This window comes from Bradyrhizobium sp. LLZ17 (assembly GCF_041200145.1).
GTDB lineage: Bacteria > Pseudomonadota > Alphaproteobacteria > Rhizobiales > Xanthobacteraceae > Bradyrhizobium.
Window position 1 is genome coordinate 6,362,821 of sequence record NZ_CP165734.1, and the last position, 16,886, is coordinate 6,379,706.

13 protein-coding genes and 3 pseudogenes are annotated in these 16,886 nt (G+C 57.7%); 6 read left to right on the top strand and 10 right to left on the bottom strand.

All coding sequences use genetic code 11. From position 1 onward, the window contains the following. The first annotated feature begins 27 nt into the window (after positions 1 to 27). From brxL to AB8Z38_RS30580, 3 genes are all read left to right on the top strand, one after another. A complete protein-coding gene (gene brxL / locus AB8Z38_RS30570; RefSeq protein WP_369721338.1) occupies positions 28 to 1,959 on the top strand; it encodes a BREX system Lon protease-like protein BrxL in 1,932 nt (643 codons plus the stop codon). 154 nt (positions 1,960 to 2,113) lie between these two features. Then, a complete protein-coding gene (locus AB8Z38_RS30575) occupies positions 2,114 to 2,623 on the top strand; it encodes an ATP-binding protein (RefSeq protein ID WP_369721339.1) in 510 nt (169 codons plus the stop codon). A gap of 164 nt (positions 2,624 to 2,787) precedes the next feature. Continuing rightward, entirely contained in the window at positions 2,788 to 4,155 is a 1,368-nt protein-coding gene (locus AB8Z38_RS30580) for a hypothetical protein (RefSeq protein ID WP_369721340.1), read from the top strand. A gap of 130 nt (positions 4,156 to 4,285) precedes the next feature. Here AB8Z38_RS30580 and dinB read toward each other — a convergent pair whose 3' ends face one another. The 6 genes and pseudogenes from dinB to AB8Z38_RS30610 form a co-directional block, all read right to left on the bottom strand. After that, positions 4,286 to 5,323: a DNA polymerase IV gene (gene dinB, locus AB8Z38_RS30585; protein ID WP_369726645.1), complete on the bottom strand. Its 1,038-nt coding sequence runs from the start codon at positions 5,321 to 5,323 to the stop codon at positions 4,286 to 4,288. Positions 5,324 to 5,388: 65 nt separating this feature from the next. Beyond that, entirely contained in the window at positions 5,389 to 6,096 is a 708-nt protein-coding gene (locus AB8Z38_RS30590) for an SOS response-associated peptidase (protein ID WP_369726646.1), read from the bottom strand. Between the two features lie 118 nt (positions 6,097 to 6,214). Continuing rightward, the gene (locus AB8Z38_RS30595) at positions 6,215 to 7,204 is read right to left on the bottom strand and encodes a tyrosine-type recombinase/integrase (protein WP_369721341.1); all 990 of its coding nucleotides are present in this window, start codon (positions 7,202 to 7,204) and stop codon (positions 6,215 to 6,217) included. Beyond that, positions 7,201 to 8,124 (bottom strand): tyrosine-type recombinase/integrase, encoded by a 924-nt coding sequence (locus AB8Z38_RS30600; protein WP_063994384.1) that lies wholly within the window; start codon positions 8,122 to 8,124, stop codon positions 7,201 to 7,203. Before AB8Z38_RS30600 ends, AB8Z38_RS30595 begins: the two co-directional genes overlap by 4 nt. After that, positions 8,121 to 9,344 (bottom strand): site-specific integrase, encoded by a 1,224-nt coding sequence (locus AB8Z38_RS30605; protein WP_063994383.1) that lies wholly within the window; start codon positions 9,342 to 9,344, stop codon positions 8,121 to 8,123. Before AB8Z38_RS30605 ends, AB8Z38_RS30600 begins: the two co-directional genes overlap by 4 nt. 155 nt (positions 9,345 to 9,499) lie before the next feature. After that, positions 9,500 to 9,867: pseudogene (locus AB8Z38_RS30610) on the bottom strand (hypothetical protein). A gap of 20 nt (positions 9,868 to 9,887) precedes the next feature. Between AB8Z38_RS30610 and AB8Z38_RS30615 the strand changes: the two are divergent. Continuing rightward, positions 9,888 to 10,202 carry a hypothetical protein gene (locus AB8Z38_RS30615; RefSeq protein WP_369721342.1) on the top strand — a complete coding sequence of 105 codons (315 nt, stop codon included), beginning with the start codon at positions 9,888 to 9,890 and terminating at the stop codon, positions 10,200 to 10,202. 418 nt (positions 10,203 to 10,620) lie between these two features. Here AB8Z38_RS30615 and AB8Z38_RS30620 read toward each other — a convergent pair whose 3' ends face one another. After that, positions 10,621 to 10,809 (bottom strand): hypothetical protein, encoded by a 189-nt coding sequence (locus tag AB8Z38_RS30620; RefSeq protein ID WP_369721343.1) that lies wholly within the window; start codon positions 10,807 to 10,809, stop codon positions 10,621 to 10,623. A 545-nt stretch (positions 10,810 to 11,354) separates the two neighbouring features. Here AB8Z38_RS30620 and AB8Z38_RS30625 point away from each other — a divergent pair. Then, the gene (locus AB8Z38_RS30625) at positions 11,355 to 12,125 is read left to right on the top strand and encodes a hypothetical protein (protein ID WP_369721344.1); all 771 of its coding nucleotides are present in this window, start codon (positions 11,355 to 11,357) and stop codon (positions 12,123 to 12,125) included. Between the two features lie 303 nt (positions 12,126 to 12,428). After that, positions 12,429 to 13,774 (top strand): annotated as a pseudogene (locus tag AB8Z38_RS30630) (IS5 family transposase). A gap of 11 nt (positions 13,775 to 13,785) precedes the next feature. Here the strand turns inward: AB8Z38_RS30630 and AB8Z38_RS30635 are convergent. The 3 genes and pseudogenes from AB8Z38_RS30635 to AB8Z38_RS30645 all read right to left on the bottom strand — a co-directional run bounded on the left by AB8Z38_RS30635 (position 13,786) and on the right by AB8Z38_RS30645 (position 16,393). Continuing rightward, positions 13,786 to 14,505, bottom strand: a complete 720-nt coding sequence (locus tag AB8Z38_RS30635) for a CHAP domain-containing protein (RefSeq protein WP_369721346.1) — start codon at positions 14,503 to 14,505, stop codon at positions 13,786 to 13,788. 54 nt (positions 14,506 to 14,559) lie between these two features. After that, positions 14,560 to 15,255: pseudogene (locus AB8Z38_RS30640) on the bottom strand (serine protease); the annotation flags it as partial. Between the two features lie 133 nt (positions 15,256 to 15,388). Beyond that, entirely contained in the window at positions 15,389 to 16,393 is a 1,005-nt protein-coding gene (locus AB8Z38_RS30645; RefSeq protein WP_369721347.1) for a caspase domain-containing protein, read from the bottom strand. Positions 16,394 to 16,886: the final 493 nt, after the last annotated feature.

Here is a 16,886-nt window from a genome sequence, read left to right on the forward strand (position 1 = left end):
CGGTGCCCGCCTACGTCGTGGAGTTTTTTGCTTGGCCGTTATTGCGCGTCGACCGACGAAGCCGAGATCAAGGAAGGGCTCGAAATCGTAGAGAAGCAACTGAAAGATCGCTGCGTACGCACAGGCCAGGAAGAGGTTTTCAAGAATGAGGCCTATCGCAAGGGATCGGTCCGCATCATCGATACCATACGCGCGCGGCTTGATGCCAAGAATGCTTGTTACATTGCTGAACTCCCCAGTCTTGCGCTTCGCGACGTGCGCATTCCAGATAGCCTTGTTGAAGAGAACGAGCGCATCCTGATTGATGGCTTTTATGCCGAAGTGACACTCGCATACGATAGCATCATCGCGCAGGAGAAGAACGGGCGTCCGTTTGGCATCGAAGCGCTACGCCCGATCCAGATGTCTCGCGCCGACGTGCTGGATACGTTTTTTGAAGGGCGCGCTAGATTTGAGACACAGAACGACTGGATCGATTTTCTGTTACGTTCCGTCGGCTTCGAGCCCGCCGAGTTCGACGAGCGGGCGAAGAGAGTTGCGCTCCTTCGCATGGTTCCTTTCGTCGAGCGCAACTACAATCTTGTGGAGCTCGGACCGCGCGGAACGGGCAAGAGCCACCTGTTTCAACAGGTTTCGCCTTACGCGCACTTGATCTCGGGTGGCAAGGCGACCGTAGCTCGAATGTTTGTCAACATGGCGAGCGGGCAACGGGGCCTCGTTTGCCAGTATGATGTCATTTGCTTCGATGAAATCGCCGGTGTCTCCTTCGATTCGAAGGACGGCGTGAATATCATGAAGGGATATATGGCGTCGGGCGAGTTTTCGCGCGGCAAAGACTCCATAAGGGCTGAGGGCGGGATTGTGCTCGTCGGCAACCTCGATATGGATCTAGATCAAGCGCAGCGCGTTGGCCATTTGCTTGCGCCGCTTCCTCCAGATATGCGTGATGACACCGCTTTTATGGATCGATTGCATTCGTATGTGCCGGGCTGGGAGTTCCCCAAACTCGATCCTCGGCGGCACTTAACGGACCATTTTGGACTAGTCTCCGATTTCCTATCTGAGTGCTTCACGCGCCTAAGAAAGAACTCGCGCGCTAACATTCTTGACGGTCGTATCCACTTTGGTGGTGCTCTGTCTGGTCGTGATATCGAGTCGGTTAGAAAGACCGTCAGCGGTCTTGCAAAGCTCATGTTCCCAAATCCTTCGGAGCCGATTCCCGACGCAGATCTCGAGTGGATCGTGCGTCTAGCGTTGGAGTCACGGCGGCGCGTAAAGGAACAGCAGCGGCGAGTATTTAAGAGCGAGTTCCGCAATACTCATTTCAGCTATACGCTCGGTGCTGATGGTGTGGAAACCTTTGTCGCGACGCCTGAGCTGCAATCAGAAGAGGCGATCGAAAGTGATCCGTTGCCGCCTGGTCAAGTCTGGGCAGTAGCGTCGGGATCAGCGGAAACGGGCCCGGGCTTGTACCGTATTGAGATTTCGCACCAGCCAGGCTCCGGCGTGCGTATCCTTAATCAACCCCCATCTCCGACGTTTCGCGAAAGCGTTAAAGTGGGTGAGCAGGTTCTCTTTGGACAAGCCCGCAGTTTGGTAGGTGACCGCGATCCCCGCGAGCAGGAATTCACCGTGCAGTTACGCGCAATAGATTCAGACAAGGCTGGTGCCGGATTGGGCGTGGCTGTCGTTGTGGCATTGTGCGGCTCGCTGCTTGGGCGAAATAGCCGTGGAGGTACTATCGTTATTGGTTCGGCAACTCTCGGAGGTTCAATTGAACTCGTTCGCAATGCCGCCCAAATCGCCGAGTTGGCAATCGAAAAACGGGCGCAGACAATCTTGATGCCCGTATCAGCGCGGCGACAGCTCAACGATCTCGCGGACGATATGTGGACTAAGATCAACATCGAATTTTATCGCGACGTACCCGACGCCGTGTTTAAGGCGCTAGAAGAGTAGAAGTGTCTTCGTTATCAGCGACGAGAAAAACGCGCAGCGGCTACGCGGAATGGATGCGGGTCATCACCCACCGATAATTTCTGTTGAATGTAAACTTGTCGAAGATTGAGGAAGCAATATCTTGGCCAATATTGCAATATTAGGTTGAGCCAACATGGTCGTCCTAACACTCAAAGCGAAAAACGATCACCTTCAGAAGGTCGCGAGCACGCGCGACTTCATCAAGGCGATAGCGGAATTCGTTTGGAACGCGCTCGATGCTGACGCGCCGCGCACGAACGTCGAACTAGTACGCAACGCCTTGGGAGGCCTTGAAAGCATTGTCATTCGCGACAACGGCACCGGCATAACGAAGGTCCGCGCAGAGCATGATTTCGAAAGCCTTGGCGAGTCCTGGAAACTGCACACCGCACGAACTCCGGTACTGGGTCGCGCCCTTCATGGCAAGGAGGGGCAGGGACGCCTCCGGTTTTTCTCGCTCGCGCGTCGTGCCGTGTGGGAAACGGTCTATAAGGAGAACGGTAAGCGTTATCGATTGAAAATTGGGATCGACGCCGATCAACTTTCATCCAGCTCCGTTTCCGAGCCGGAGGAAGTGCCGGCGAAAACACAGACCGGCACGACGGTCGAACTGGCCCCCTCAAAGAGACATTTGATTGGCTGACGGGCGAAGAGGCGCGGTCCGAATTCGACTCCATTTTCGCGCCCTATATTCTTCAGTATCCAAAAGCCGAGATTTCCTATGACGGCCGCCCGGTTGATCCCAAGCGGACCATCGAGCATTCGCACCAGTTTCCAACTCAGCCGATCATATGTCCCGGCCGCGTCGTGCGTGACCTTACGTTACGCGTGATCGAATGGAAGCCACGCATCACCGGACGGAAAATATACTTTGGCGGCGAGAGCGGCGTAGTGCTTGGCTCGCTTGCCGCGAATGTTACGGCGCCGGGTTTCGAGTTTTCCGCGTACGCCTACTCGCCGTTCTTCAATGAAATGGCGAAGGCTAACCTTCTCGAATTCGAAGGGCTGACCGATCCTGATTTTGCTCGTGTCCTTGAATATGTCCGCGACCAACTGACCGATTACTTCCGGGCGCGTCAGGCCGAAAAATCGGGTGAGTTGATTCAGGATCTGAAGGACGCGGGCGTTTACCCCTATGAAGGCGATCCACGGGACGAGATCGAGCGGCGCGAACGCCAGGTCTTCGATATTGCGACTCACGCGGCGGTTTCCTATTCGAAAGACTTCAAAAAAGCCGATAACCCTCTCAAGAAAATCGCGCTCGGGCTTCTAAAAGAAGCGCTGAGCCACAATCCAGAGTCGGTCACGCGCATCCTCAAGGCGGTCTTCAATCTGCCCAAGGTACGCCAAGACGAATTCTCGCAATTACTTGATAAGACCGAACTCGGCAACATCATTGGCGCATCGAGCCTAGTCGCAAACCGCATTGTCGCCCTCAAGGTCCTGCGGGAAATCGTTTTTTCACCCAAACACCGCAGCACGATTAAGGAACGGGGCGAACTTGACATCCTGATCCGCGACAACACTTGGATTTTCGGCGAGAGCTTCCACCTCACCATGCATGAGGCCGGGCTCACCCAGATCATGGACCGTGTTTCGGAAGAGATTGCTACCAAGCGGGTCAAAGGCACCCCGGTGAGAAAGCTCGACGGCAAAATTGGCCGCATCGACTCCTTCATGGGGCGAGTGGTTCCGAACGAGAACCCGGATCACCGCGATTTTCTTCTGATCGAACTGAAAAAGCCGTCGATCAAAATCGGTCGAAAGGAAGCGGACCAGGTCGAGGATTATGTGAACGCCATTCTCGCGCAGCCCGACTTCATAAACACATCAACGCAATGGAATTTTTATCTGGTCACGACCGAATACGACGACGTCGTTAAGCAGCGCATCACCCAAGAGAACAGGCCCTTGGGCTTGTTTATCGACAAACCCAATCACAGAGTCTGGATAAAATCGTGGGCTGAGCTCATTCGAGACTGCGAAGCACGCCTGAAATTCGTACAGGACAAGCTACGGATCGAAGTATCGGCTGAGGAAATTCAGGAACGTATCGCCAGGCTCAAAGCCTCCGTGTTGAAAAGTGACGTCGTTGACAAGGTCGATCCAATAAAACACGTCGAGAAAGCCATTGTAAAAAAGCATAAGAAAGGCGCTGGAAAAAAGAAGCCGTGATCGAATCTAGTGGTGTCCTTGCAGCTTGCTCACCGAAAGACGCAGCCGCGCAACGGGCGCGTCCGCCTTCGGTAGACGAGGCTCTCGTGATCCGAGCCGCATAGTGCGTCTCGGTTCTGCCTCGACGCGATTACATCGGCAGCGCCAGTTGTGGTTCCGCGTCGTCGACATGCTGTAGCGCCGACAGCGAGACGCCTAGAAGCCGGACCGGCTTCGGGACCAGCATCTCGTTCCGCAGCAAAGCGACCGTTAAGCGTTCAAGGTCGCTGCGGCTCGAAACCGCAACGGGGGCGGATCTGCTGCGCGTGATGATCTCAAGGTCATTGAACTTCATCTTAAGCGTCACCGTGCGTCCCCGGTCGCCGGCGCCTTCGCAGTATCGCCAGACCTTGTCGATGAGCGGCGCGAGTTCAACGACCATGGCGTCGAAGCTGGCGAGGTCGGTGGAAAACGTGTTCTCGGCGCCGATGGATTTTCGAATTCGGTCGGCGCGTACGTCCCGGTTGTCGACGCCCGTTGATATCCAATAGTAATAGCTTCCGGCCTTGCCGAAATTGGCTTGCATGAAATCGAGCGACTGATTGCGCATGTCGAGCCCGTTGTACAACCCAAGAGCATTCATTTTGGAGCTGGTCGCGGGCCCGATGCCGTGAAACTTGCCGACCGGAAGTGCCTCGACGAATGCCGGGCCCATCTCAGGCGTGATGACGTATTGGCCGTTCGGCTTGCGGTAGTCGGAGGCGAGCTTCGCCAGAAACTTGTTGTAAGAGATGCCGGCCGAAGCGTTGAGGCCGGTTACCTCCTTGATCTTGGCACGGATCGCCAACGCGACGTCACGTGCCAGCGGAATGCCTTGCAGAGTTTCCGTGACGTCCAGATAGGCCTCGTCCAGCGACAGCGGTTCTATGATCGGTGTGTGCTCCGCGAAGATCTCGCGGATCTGCTGCGAGACCGCCTTGTAGACCTCGAAGCGCGGCTTCACGAAGATCAGATCTGGGCATTGCCGCTTTGCAGTGACCGACGGCATAGCCGAGCGCACCCCGAACTTCCTCGCTTCGTAGCTGGCCGCCGCCACGACGCCGCGCTCGCGCGATCCGCCGACGGCGACGGGCTTGCCGCGAAGATCCGGATTGTCCCGCTGCTCGACGGACGCATAGAAGGCATCCATGTCGATGTGGATGATCTTGCGTTGACGGCCCGGGGAAGCGGCCTGGTCGTCATCGTTCCCGATGGTCACGTCGCTAGCCCGGCCGTGTCTTCCTTGACGCCGCGGGCGACGATCCGGAGCATTCCGGCGGCAAGGGGCCGCTGTAGTTTCAGGACCTCGTCCAGAGGGGCCGTCATCCAGGTCTCGACTTCGTCCGACGTCGTCAGGATCACGGGCATCGCCTTGGGGTGGATGGCACCAACCTCGGCATTCGGCTCTGTCGTGAGGAACGCGTAGAGGTCGTTGGTGGTCTCGCCTTCCTTGACCTTCCGAACGGTCGTCCAGTTGGTCCAGATGCCGGCGAAACAGGCAAGGGGACGGGTCTCATCGAGCGCGAACCAGATATCACCGCCCTCGGCCTTGTTGAACTCGCTGAACGAGTTGACCGGCACCACGCAGCGGTTTTCGGGTCCGAGCCACCGCGTCCAGTGCTTGCTTTTCACATTGCGGATGTTCGTCGTGCCGCCGTCCGGCTCCATGCGCAGCAGCTCCTTGAAATCGACGGTCTTGCCCTTGGCCTGCAGCTTCTCGGCTCGTTTCTTGGTGGCGTCCATCAGCGCTTTTGACGACGACGGCATTCCCCACCGCGCAGTCGCGAGTTCGCGGCCCTCGGCCCCGTTGCGCACGATCGGTGCCTTGTAATCGGGAAAAACCCCGGGCATCGGCGCCAGATTGCCGACGTACCGGTTCACGACGCGGAACAACGCGCTGATTGCGGCTTGGTTGGTCGTGATCGAGTAGAGATTATGCCGACGTCGGCATAATCTCTACTATGCCGACTTCTGGATTATGCCGACCATTGGCTCAAAACGGGCTCTGGCGGCGGCGATCGCTGCGTTGGAGTCGGCATAATCACAGTGCCTCCAAAAATGCGAGAAGCTTGTCGTTCGGTCGAAAACGACCGGGAGTGGCGACCGTTGGAGCTGTCGCGGCCAGTGCGCGTTCCTTGATTCCCATATCAGCGTGTAGGTAGATGTGGGTGGTTTCGACCTGCTCATGGCCGAGCCAAAGTGCTATCACCGAGGTTTCAATTCCTGCCCGCAGCAGTCGCATCGCGGCGCTATGACGCAACACATGCATGCTGATGGTTTTCTGTCCCAACGACGGACAGGCGCGGGTGGCGATCTGAACGTATTTGGCGAGCCGATGTTCGACGGCGTCACGGCTGAGTGACGTCCCCGACTGGATGACGAAAAGTGGCTCCGTCGGCTGACCAGCGCGTTCGGCGAGCCAAACACGCAGGAGGGCGACCATACCCGAGGTAATCGGTGTGATCCGCAACTTCCGTCCTTTCCCCATGCAACTGACATGGGCGCCAGTGCCGAGATGAACATCGCTGATGCGAAGGCCGATCAATTCTGACGCACGCAGGCCCGTTTGGGCCGCGAGCGTAAGCAAGGTATGGTCGCGCCGCCCGGTCCAGGTCGAGCGGTCGGGTGCGCGGAACAGCGCATCGAGTTCCGGTTCGATCAGGAAAGTGACGATCCTCCGGTCGAAACGCTTGCGTGGAATGGCAAGTACGCGTTCGATTATGGCGGCATGCTCGGGATGTCGAAGCGCTGCGTACCGGAACAGCGAACGGACAGCGGCAAGTCGAGCGTTGCGAGTGCGCGCGCTATTCTCCCGCTGCTTCTCAAGATGGTCGAGGAAGGCGCCGATGAGCGGCGCATCAAGATCGTCGATGTCTAGCTTCGATGGTTCGACGTCTTTCCTCGCGGACGCGAAGACAAGCAGCAGCCGCAGCGTGTCCCGGTAGGCCGCAAGTGTATGGGGACTAGCTTGGCGCTGGCGGATGAGGCGTTCCGTGAAGAACGCTTGCAGGGTTGGGGCAAGTGCGGTCATGCGGCACCTCCGAGGTGCCGCTCCAAACGATCACCAACCAGCGTCAGCAACTCCGGCGCAGCTGAGAGATACCAGTATGTGCTGACAGGATCGACGTGGCCGAGGTAGGTCGACAACAACGCGATCCGGTTCCCCGGCTCCCGGCCATCTCGATAACCGTCAAGGATGGTATTGACGGCAAATCCATGCCGCAGGTCATGCAGCCTCGGACGGCATGAGGCAGAGCGCGGCTTGAGGCCGGCGACATCCACAATTTGACGAAAGACGGGCTGGACGCCCATGTAGCGAAACCTGGTGCCAACCGTAGTGACCAGCAGTGCTGGCGTATTCGACGAGTTTTTCGGACGGTCGTCTCGACGCAGATAATCAACCAGTGCAGCCACGGTGCTCGGATGCAGCGGCAATTGGCGAGACTTGCCGAACTTTGCGTTCCGAATAGTGAGTAGTCCAATGACGGAGTCAAAATCGTCGCGGTCGAGGCCGATCGCTTCCCCAACCCGCATTCCGGTCACTGCAAGCAAAGCGATCAATGTCCGAAATGTCGCCATTCGGTGCGGCGTCCGCAGCGTCCCGGCTGCGGCGATGAGGGCCGCGATATCCGACTCCGAATATAGGTAGGGGGTGGCTCGGCCTTTTTGCTGCACCAGCAAGTGTGTCGGGGGCACCTCGGTCGCGGGGTCGAGCCCGCGCAGGTGTTTAGCGAAGCGGCGAACAACGGAAAGCCGGGCAAACGCCCAGGTTCGACCGCGCTTAGGGAGTGTCGCCCAAGCGAGCGCCGCCTCTGTTGTCAGATGATCTTCGCCGCGATCCTCGACGAAGGTGAGAAACTGACCGAGGAGCTTCTCGGCTCGATAGAGCTTAAAGCCGAGGGCGCGGCGAACCACAAAGTAGTCTGCGAGAGCCTTGCGGAGAGCGTTCATGCGACGACACCCGGCCAGGGGCGAGCGATCGTCCGCAGAGCATCGCGATCGACCTTGGCATAGATCGATGTCGTAATGGCGTTGCGGTGGCGCAGGAGTTGTCCGATCTCGGGCAGCGATGCACCGCCGCGTAGCATCAGAGTCGCTGCGGTGTGACGCAGCCGGTGAGCATGGATCCGTTCAAAGCCGCACCGTTCGCCAGCGTGGCGAACAATCTGCGTTACCGCGCCAGTGGTGAGAGCGTGATGCGGAGCTGTGATCCGTGCAAACACCATTCGGCCTTGCGCGCTTGCGGGACGGCCGTGATGCAAGTAAGCCGCGATTGCTTCGCCGACATCTGCAGGTAATGGCAGTCGTTCGGAGCGATTGCCTTTGCTGTGGGCAATCACGATCTCGCCGCCTCGCCAATCGATATGCTCAAGTTGCAGTTTGGCGACTTCGCCTGCCCGCAAGCCCAGACGAACAAGCATGGTCAGGACTGCGAAGTCACGGCAGCCACTTCGGGTACGGGTGTCGCAGGACGCCAGAAGGCGCTGCACTTGGTCAGCGGCCAATCCCTTCGGCAATCCGGTTAATCGCCGACCGGGAACGGTCGGTACCGCAGACACCAGTGACCGATCGATAGCGCCGTCGACGTAAAGAAAACCGAGTAGTGAGCGAAGGGCCGACACCGTCAGCCCGGCCGTCCCAGGGCTCAGGCGAGGGCAGTTTGTCACCACAAAAGAAATGACGTCAGCCGCCGTCAGGCTTCGAAGGTCTAGAGTAAGGCCGTCCGGCAAGACCTTGGTTTGAAGGAAGGGGCGCATCAGTTCAATATACCGGGACGCTGACGCATTCCTGATGCCACGCTCAAGTATCAAGTAACCTCGGTATCGCGCCAGAGCCGCTTCAAGCACTCCGCTGACCGGGAGCGACGAAGCCGCCGGTGCGATCCCAAGACCGCGCAGGTAACCGAGGATCGGCTGCATCGCTCTGATAGAGCGAAGAATTTTGTCACCCGCTTCATGACGGCTGAGCTGAAACTGCTCTACTTCCTTTGCTCGTAGTTCCCCTACATCGAGCCCCTTGCTCACAAGCCAATTGCTCAGGCGGTTTAGCAGCAATAACTGAATGCGGGTCTGCTGTTGGCTATAGCCTTGTCTTGTCATGTGGTCGGCAAACCCGGTCGCGAATGCCGAAAGCGGACCCGAAACCCTAACTCGTGACAGATCAATCAACATGAAAGCCTCCCTTCAATTGGCAAGAGGGAGACTACACACCTGTGGGATCGATCGGATTATGCCGACTCCGACGCAGCGATCACTGCAGCCAGAGACAGTTCTGGGCCAATGGTCGGCATAATCCAGAGGTCGGCATAGTAGAGATTGCACATCAGTCAGGTTTCGGTTCGAGCATGGCGCGGCTGCCACACCAATGTAGCAGAGTCGCGGATGGACGCCGGCCCGCCTTAGCGCATTTGCGACAGCGTAACCGGCCGGCGAGATCGTGCACGAAGGTGGTCGGCGGATGCTTCGTCGCAGCGAGGTCAACGTCGCTCGGCGTCTTGCAACGTGCGCACCTGATCTCCAGCCAAGGGCCCCCCCCGTTCACGGCCTGGTCGATAGTGGGCGAGGGATCAATCGGCTCGCCGTCTGACCACATTCGCTCGTTCCAGCTTTCGCAAAGCAGCCTATCAGCTTGCTGAATCATCGCCTCGCCCCTAGCTCGTATCTCGGCCGATTGAGCGGCCAGAATATTGGCCAGTCAGTGGGGACAATATTCCGGTGGCTATGCTGATTGCAGATCTCATAAAGGTAGCTGAGAAGCGCCCCCTTGCGGATATCAAGCCGCTGCCACTGATCACTGGATTAGCACTGCAGATCGGCGGCAAAGTAAGCAGCGGCGGGAGCGTGTACTCCGAAGTTTGCTGGAATGCGGCGCTCTCGCAAATCCCCTCCGATTTTCCGGATAGGTGGCCCAAATTAGCCGAATCGCTTCGCCAAGTCCCGGACAAGGGAAAGCCCGGAGCCTGTTCGTGGATCGGCTCGGGAGAGCTTGCAGAGCAGCCCGGCTATCTGCGCTATCCCAGCGCAATATAGCCCCGCCGCCTCCGCCTCGCCTCTTCCTGACAACCAGAAAGTAACTCTCCAATACGCGGACGAACTTCTATCGCCCGTGATCGAAGAACGCGGAACGCGAGAAAATCTCTGCAACAAAGGATGATACGATTTGATCGTCGCAGCCGAGGCGCGGCGGCCATTTACTAACGCTCGAATGGTTCGAAACCGGAGAACCCAGCTCTACGTGATCGGTCCTGGACCCCGGAAACATTCCTCGGCCAGCTCAGTCGCTTTCCTGGGCACAAAAGGGGGACTTAGAATAGCAAGAGCGTCTGTAGGGCAATCCAGCAATTCCGCTAGCACAGAAGTCGACTACTATCGTGGTGAACAGTTGCTGGAGCCGATAAACATGCATTGGGCGCCGCGATCTCGACCCACTCGTTGGCTCTTAAGTGGGCTATGAGTGACGCAGAATGGTCTTTGCAAGCGTCGCTACTTTCGAGACTATGTCGCCAATCTGGTTTGTGGTGTTGATCCCGACCTGCGCATCGATCCGGAAATTTTCCGAGCCGCTAATGAAGAATTGTCCACGGCAGCCGATGCTTCTGTCGTCCGTACCTCGTAATGGCGTGATCGCAAATGTCATCGCGTTTGTGCTGAAAACTAGAGCCGTTCGCCGATCCTGCGGGAGCGTTCGCTCCGCTCCCCGTCGCCCCGGTAGTAGTCGGTGCGTTCGCAGGACTTGTCGAATATACGGAGACGTTCTCATTGACTGTCCCCTTGCTCCAACCAGCGTCCCAAAGCCCAAGCGCCTTCTGTACTAGGCCGAATTGGTGGGACGTATCGACCTTGCACTGGTAATCGACCGAGTAAAGTCGAGAGATCTGCAGGTCACCGCCTGAACCGGAGATGACCTTGACGAGCTTGTCGGCCGCTGCGGCTGGGCTTGTAAGGCAGAGAAAAACAATGATCGATTTGAAATTCACGAGAATCCTTCCTCCCCCAAAAGGAAATCAGTCAAAAACGGCATGTCCAGAAGTCGCGCGCAACAAAGATTGAGTTGTTGCAAAGCGGCAGCGCGGTTGCGGTGATAGTGCGTGTAAAGCTCCGAGGCCGCCGTGCAACCAGATATTGCGTGACGTCGTCAGATGTGTTTGTCTAATCCTCTAGACCTTCGGTGGGGGGCGCCAAATGGGCGTCAGATCGAGACTTGCAGTCCTGCTTCGTACCCTTCTTGCCCCGGCCGCAGGAGCAGTAGTCATCTTTTGGGTCGCCCTGGTTGCCATTCCTGCGCACGCGCAAATCCGGATTCAAGATGTACCGCTGGATCTTGGTCTCGCGGCCGAAACAAAGCTTCGCCCCTTCGGCACATTTGAAACGGCCACGACCACAGCTTCATTTGCGGTTCGCAACGTTCAGGCCTCGCTCGACGGCACGCTTCCAAGTTTAAACTCAGGCATGGCTTGTGGCAGCGCAAACCGCACCCAGGTAAGTTTCAAGAGTATTTCGCTTCAGCAATCATATGCGGAGAATGCGCCGTTGGTGATCAATGCAGAGGCACACATTCGCGATTGCCATTCTGTCCCGCTCTACGAAGGCAATATTGCCGTTTCGATACCCGTCACCCTGTCCCACACGGCTCAAGCGGTTACCTTGCAGGCGGGCGCCTTCGATGTGGTGCCGAGCGGCTTTACTTTCGTGGGTTTTGTGCCTGCACCAAACCCCTATCTCGCGAGCAAGACTCGTTCGCTCGTTTCTCCGAAGATCGCGAATCTGCTCGCCATCATCAACGCTCAAATCCGCCGAGGCGTGACTTCCGTGAAGCATTTGATGTCGAACTATTCGGTTGCCATACAGTCGGCCAAAATTGGCACTCAAAATGGAGACTTGGTTATAAACTTGCAGTTGACCGGCCAAGTACCCTTGACGAGTGCCAATAAATGGCTGCGGAGCGCCTTGTAGTTTCCTAGCATCAGCCGGGCTCTTGCTTGGTTGAACTACGTCCACGCAGGCCGTAGTTCTGGATGCGCCTCGATCAGATTCGAAAGATCCCGAAGCTAAGATCCCCAAGCGCTAGGTCGCTCTGATCGCGTTAACTAGTCGCCCGTGAACAAGCCTCTAAGCGATTGAGCGAGAATCTGTTTTTCGGATGCGGCGGCATTTGAGATTGCAGGGATTTGGAGCTTGAGACCGCCAAACCTTGCAATTTCGTTTGCGGATTCCCTTTACTGCGGACCATGATTCTGTGGTGCATCGGAGGGGACGATGCGGCCAAAGAAGCACAGGACGATGGGATCAAACGATCTGTTCCGGGCGCGGCTGGACCAGATCATCAACATGAAGCACGAGCTGGTTCAGCTCGCAGGCAAGGTCGATTGGGACTGGATCGACGGCGAGATCGCACCGCTCTACAGCGAGAACGGCCGGCCGGGGATCGAGACCCGTTTCATGATCGGGCTGTTGCTGCTCAAGCATATTTATGGGCTATCCGATGAAGGGGTGTGCGAGCGTTGGGTCCACGACCCATATTTCCAGTTCTTCACCGGCGAAGAGTTCTTCCAGCACGCCTTCCCGCACGAGCGCTCGGACCTGAGCCATTGGCGCAAGCGGCTCGGCGACAAGCTGGAGCTGCTGCTGGCCGAGAGCCTGCGGGTGGCGCACGAGGCCGGTGCGTTACGCAGCCAGGACCTCAAGCGGGTCACGGTCGATACCACCGTGCAGCCAAAGGCCATCACCTTCCCGACCGATGCCAAGCTGCTGCATGCGGCCATCAAGGGCTCAATCGCCTGGCGAGAAGGCATGGCGTCAGGCTGCGGCAATCCTATTCTCGCATCGCCAAGGCCGCCGCGATGATGGCGGGTCGCTACGCCCATGCCAAACAGTTCAAGCGGCATCAGCGGCAGTTGCGCATCCTGCGCAGCCGGCTGGGCCGGATCATCCGCGATATCCGCCGCAAGATCGAAGGTCAGGCGGTGCTCGAGAACACCTTCGCCCTCCCGCTCGGCCGGGCCTCCCAGATCCGCTCGCAGCAGCAGCGCCAGCGCGGCTGGAAGCTCTATTCCTTTCACGCCCCGGAGGTGGAGTGCATCGGCAAAGGCAAGGCCGCCGCGCCTTATGAGTTCGGCGTCAAGGCCTCCATCGTCACCAACAACCGCCGGGCTCCCGGTGGCCTGTTCGTGCTGCACGCCAGGGCGCTGCCCGATAACCCGTACGACGGTCACACCTTGCGGGACGTCATCGACCGCACCGAGACGCTCACCGGCTGCGCGATCGAGAGGGCCTATGTCGACAAGGGATACCGCGGCCACGACGCGCAGAATCCCCGTCGCGTCTTCATCTCGGGCCAGAAGCGCGGCGTCTTCGGCCTCATTAAACGCGAGCTGCGCCGCCGCTCCGCCATCGAGCCCCTCATCGGACACCTCAAGGCCGAAGGTCACCTCGGCCGCTGCTATCTCAAAGGCCACGCCGGCGACGCCGCCAACGTCGTGCTCTCAGCCGTGGGCCACAACTTCCGCCGCATCCTCGCCTGGCTCAGAGAACTCTTGTGCATGTTCCTGGCACAGCTATGGCGAACGCTCTCCTGTCCAGACCCGCTCAATTCGGCTTCTTAACGGACGACTAACTAAACGGGCCTTACATAGGCGGCCAAATAATGAATGCCGACCTTTCGGTCCTTCTTGGGGTTGATCGGTATCTGGGCGACCGCAATCTTGCTCTTGCGAAAACCGGCACCACAATTTGTCTCGGACTCCCCAAACTGGTTTCCGCCAAGGACGCTCAAGGTGTCTCCACTGCGGGAAACAAACAAGCCGACGTGACCATGAGCGCGATCGCCGACATCGCCAAACACGCAAATGTCTCCCTGCTGTGGGTCAGTAACAGGCTTTCCATAGCGGAGATAGCTTTGCGATGAAGCTGGGTCGGATGGGATACGCTTTCCAGTGCGCTTCAGGCACCAGGAAAGCGTTGCTGCGCACCACGGCGTGCAATCGCCAGGGTAAGGGGTGTTCTTGTAGCCGATGTCATGGAAGAAGCGCACGATTAGCGGGTTTGCAAATGTCTTCCAACGCATGTTAAAGAGTTCACCGGTCGAGCCGACCTCAGTTATTCGCGACAATTCGTCCATCGCTGAATAGCAATCGTTTCCTTTCAATGAATCAACAATAGCGTTGGCTGCCTTGATATCCTCCGGCCGGACAGGGTAGCGGCCACGGAGCCGTGGCGAGAAGTAGTCTGTAAAAGAATACTCGCGATATTCGAGACGATCATCATCCGCCATCACAGGCGATGCGAAGAGGGTGCTCGCTACACCGGTCAGAAACGTCCTGCGTGCTATTCTCACCTTAGACTCCTTTGGATGAACAATTGTGGAGATTGCTACAATTTGAAAGGATGGTCAGTGCTTGGCGGACACGAGCTTGTCGATCCAATCGCGATAGGGGAGTACTCGCGTGTAAACCCCGAACTTCTTTGGCTGCCCGCAGTCATCACCAAAGCTAACGATACCAACTAAGAGCGGCTTCGTCCCCACAAAAGCAACTGCCGGGCCTCCGCTATCGTAGGTGCAGGCGTCAGCCCCGCCCCCCATTTCACCAGCGCAGAACATGACGGATCTGATGGTCTTGTTGTACGATTCCGGTCCATTGCAGGTCTTATTCGTTTGATACGGCAGACTTACTTCTCTTAGCGTATTGCTCTTTCGGTTCTCCACCGTATCGGTAACGCCCCAACCCGAGACGAGGATCTTAGAATCCGGCCGAAGTGCCGACCCACTGGACGATGAGTCGGCGACGGCCAGTGTGCTCACTGCAAGTCCGTCAGCACGGATCAGTGCGATGTCTCCGACAAGGCTTTGTTCGTCATATCTGGGATAGGGGACTACTTGCGAGATCTTGTAACGCTGACCCCCATTGTCCAAGGCGACGGATCCCGCGTAGATCTGGATATCAGTCGAAGCCAGCCCCACGACACAATGCGCGGCGGTCAAGATCCAGCCAGAGCCGAGGTGAGTTCCCCCGCAGAATTGCGCGTAGAATGTCTCCGGTATGTCGGCTCTCAGAATGGCGACCTGCCACTGATGTGAGTCAGGTGCGACGTCGCTTCCTGCAAAATCTTAATTGAATCACGATCCTTCGCCATCCAATGGCGCATTGCCGCTTCATACTCGCGTGGGGCAGCCACAACGGATGACGACCAGAGGCCTAGGATGATAAAAATCGCCGTGCTTACTTGGATGTGCTTTCCGACTGTCGAAGCCATTGCAATGCCCGGTAGGTAAGGGGACTATTTCCATACTTCTTGACGAATTTCCGCATTGAGGCATCTGAAGGAGCTCGTGTCGCTTCCTTCCAGTCTTCTCGCATGCGGGCTAGTACGGCATCGGAATAGTTTAGAAAAATCGCTCGGCTCATATCGAGCGAAACGTCTGGGTGGAAACTCGGCATAACCCGCTGCATTTCATCCTGAACGGATTCCAATTGTTCGATGATGTTCTCGTCATCGCCCAGGAAATGGCTGAGCGTCTTGGTATATGGACTGTTTGGATCGCCATTATTGCCGCTAGCCACCGGAACGCCGAATTTGTTCGCGAAGCCGAACAAATACTCTCTAGGCTTTGGAACGACTGGGCGGCGAAAAGAACCAAGACCAACATCTGACGAAGCCTGTCCGTCACTTGGGTCGTCTGGGACCGCGGCATTGACGGCCATCTTGCGATCGAGAGCGAGGTCCGAGCGGCAAGCGTCCAAAAGACCGATCAGGGCGCTTTCCTCGGCCAATTGATCGATCATGAATTCTATGGCCGCGCTCTCATATGTCGGGTCTTTTGCGCGGGTCTTGCCGGCATCAACGCCCGCAATGAATTGACGTCCAGACAGAACAAAGCCGTGACCGGAGAAGTAGACCACGGCTACGGGCCGTACGTCCTGACTAGCGCTCTGTTCGGCCCGCTTCTTGAGATCCTGAACTTCCCTGACGATATCGTCGTAACCCGCGTTTGTTCTCACGATGACATCGAAGTGAAGAGCTCTAAGCTGCTTGGCGATTAAATCCGCGTCGTTAACGGCTGGGGATACTCCCGGATAGGATCGATAATCTCGATTTCCAATGACCAATGCATATTTGGGGACTGAAACCTCGGCCGCGTCGACAAGCGATTGAGCGTTTACTCCTGACACCAAGAACAGCATGATCAGCTGAAGCAATGTCTGTCTGAGCAACTGAGCCGACATCGAAGCCTCTATTGAAATACCGCCATCAATTGCCGTTCAGTCAGTGGGACCACGATGAAGCGGCCATCAGCGCCATTCGGTCCCGACGCCACGAGGTCCTGATTATCGCCAGCCCGCACGCCGTCGTTCCCCCTCCGACCGCTTGGTCTGCAGAATGGCAATTGGGCCTCTCCCTCAGGTCCGCCGGCTCCTGGGTCGCCACCCTTACCACCTTTACCTGCAGGACCGGGATCGCCACCTTGTGCTCGAAGTCGAATGAGTTTGACGTCGTCCTCTCGCAGTCCGGCCAGCAGCAAATCGCCGCCTGCACCACCGGCCCCGCCCGGGCCGCCCGGGCCGCCCGGGCCGCCATTGCCCCCGTCTCCTCCTCGTCCTGGTCCTGCCTTGCAGTCAAAAACGCTCTGACTTGCCGGGCTACCCTTAGCCCCGTCGCCTCCGCGGCCTCCGTCCTGTCCTCGGCCCCCGGGACCGCCTTGCTCTCCCGCCAGGTCCA

What these genes read in the sequence shown, in the direction of transcription:
- AB8Z38_RS30575 (WP_369721339.1), top strand. Translation starts at nt 2,114, where the DNA reads ATGGTCGTCCTAACACTCAAAGCGAAAAACGATCACCTTCAGAAGGTC.
- AB8Z38_RS30600 (WP_063994384.1), bottom strand. Translation starts at nt 8,124, where the DNA reads ATGAACGCTCTCCGCAAGGCTCTCGCAGACTACTTTGTGGTTCGCCGC.
- AB8Z38_RS30620 (WP_369721343.1), bottom strand. Translation starts at nt 10,809, where the DNA reads ATGACATTTGCGATCACGCCATTACGAGGTACGGACGACAGAAGCATC.
- AB8Z38_RS30645 (WP_369721347.1), bottom strand. Translation starts at nt 16,393, where the DNA reads ATGTCGGCTCAGTTGCTCAGACAGACATTGCTTCAGCTGATCATGCTG.
- AB8Z38_RS30605 (WP_063994383.1), bottom strand. Translation starts at nt 9,344, where the DNA reads ATGTTGATTGATCTGTCACGAGTTAGGGTTTCGGGTCCGCTTTCGGCA.
- AB8Z38_RS30595 (WP_369721341.1), bottom strand. Translation starts at nt 7,204, where the DNA reads ATGACCGCACTTGCCCCAACCCTGCAAGCGTTCTTCACGGAACGCCTC.
- dinB (WP_369726645.1), bottom strand. Translation starts at nt 5,323, where the DNA reads ATGGATGCCTTCTATGCGTCCGTCGAGCAGCGGGACAATCCGGATCTT.
- AB8Z38_RS30625 (WP_369721344.1), top strand. Translation starts at nt 11,355, where the DNA reads ATGGGCGTCAGATCGAGACTTGCAGTCCTGCTTCGTACCCTTCTTGCC.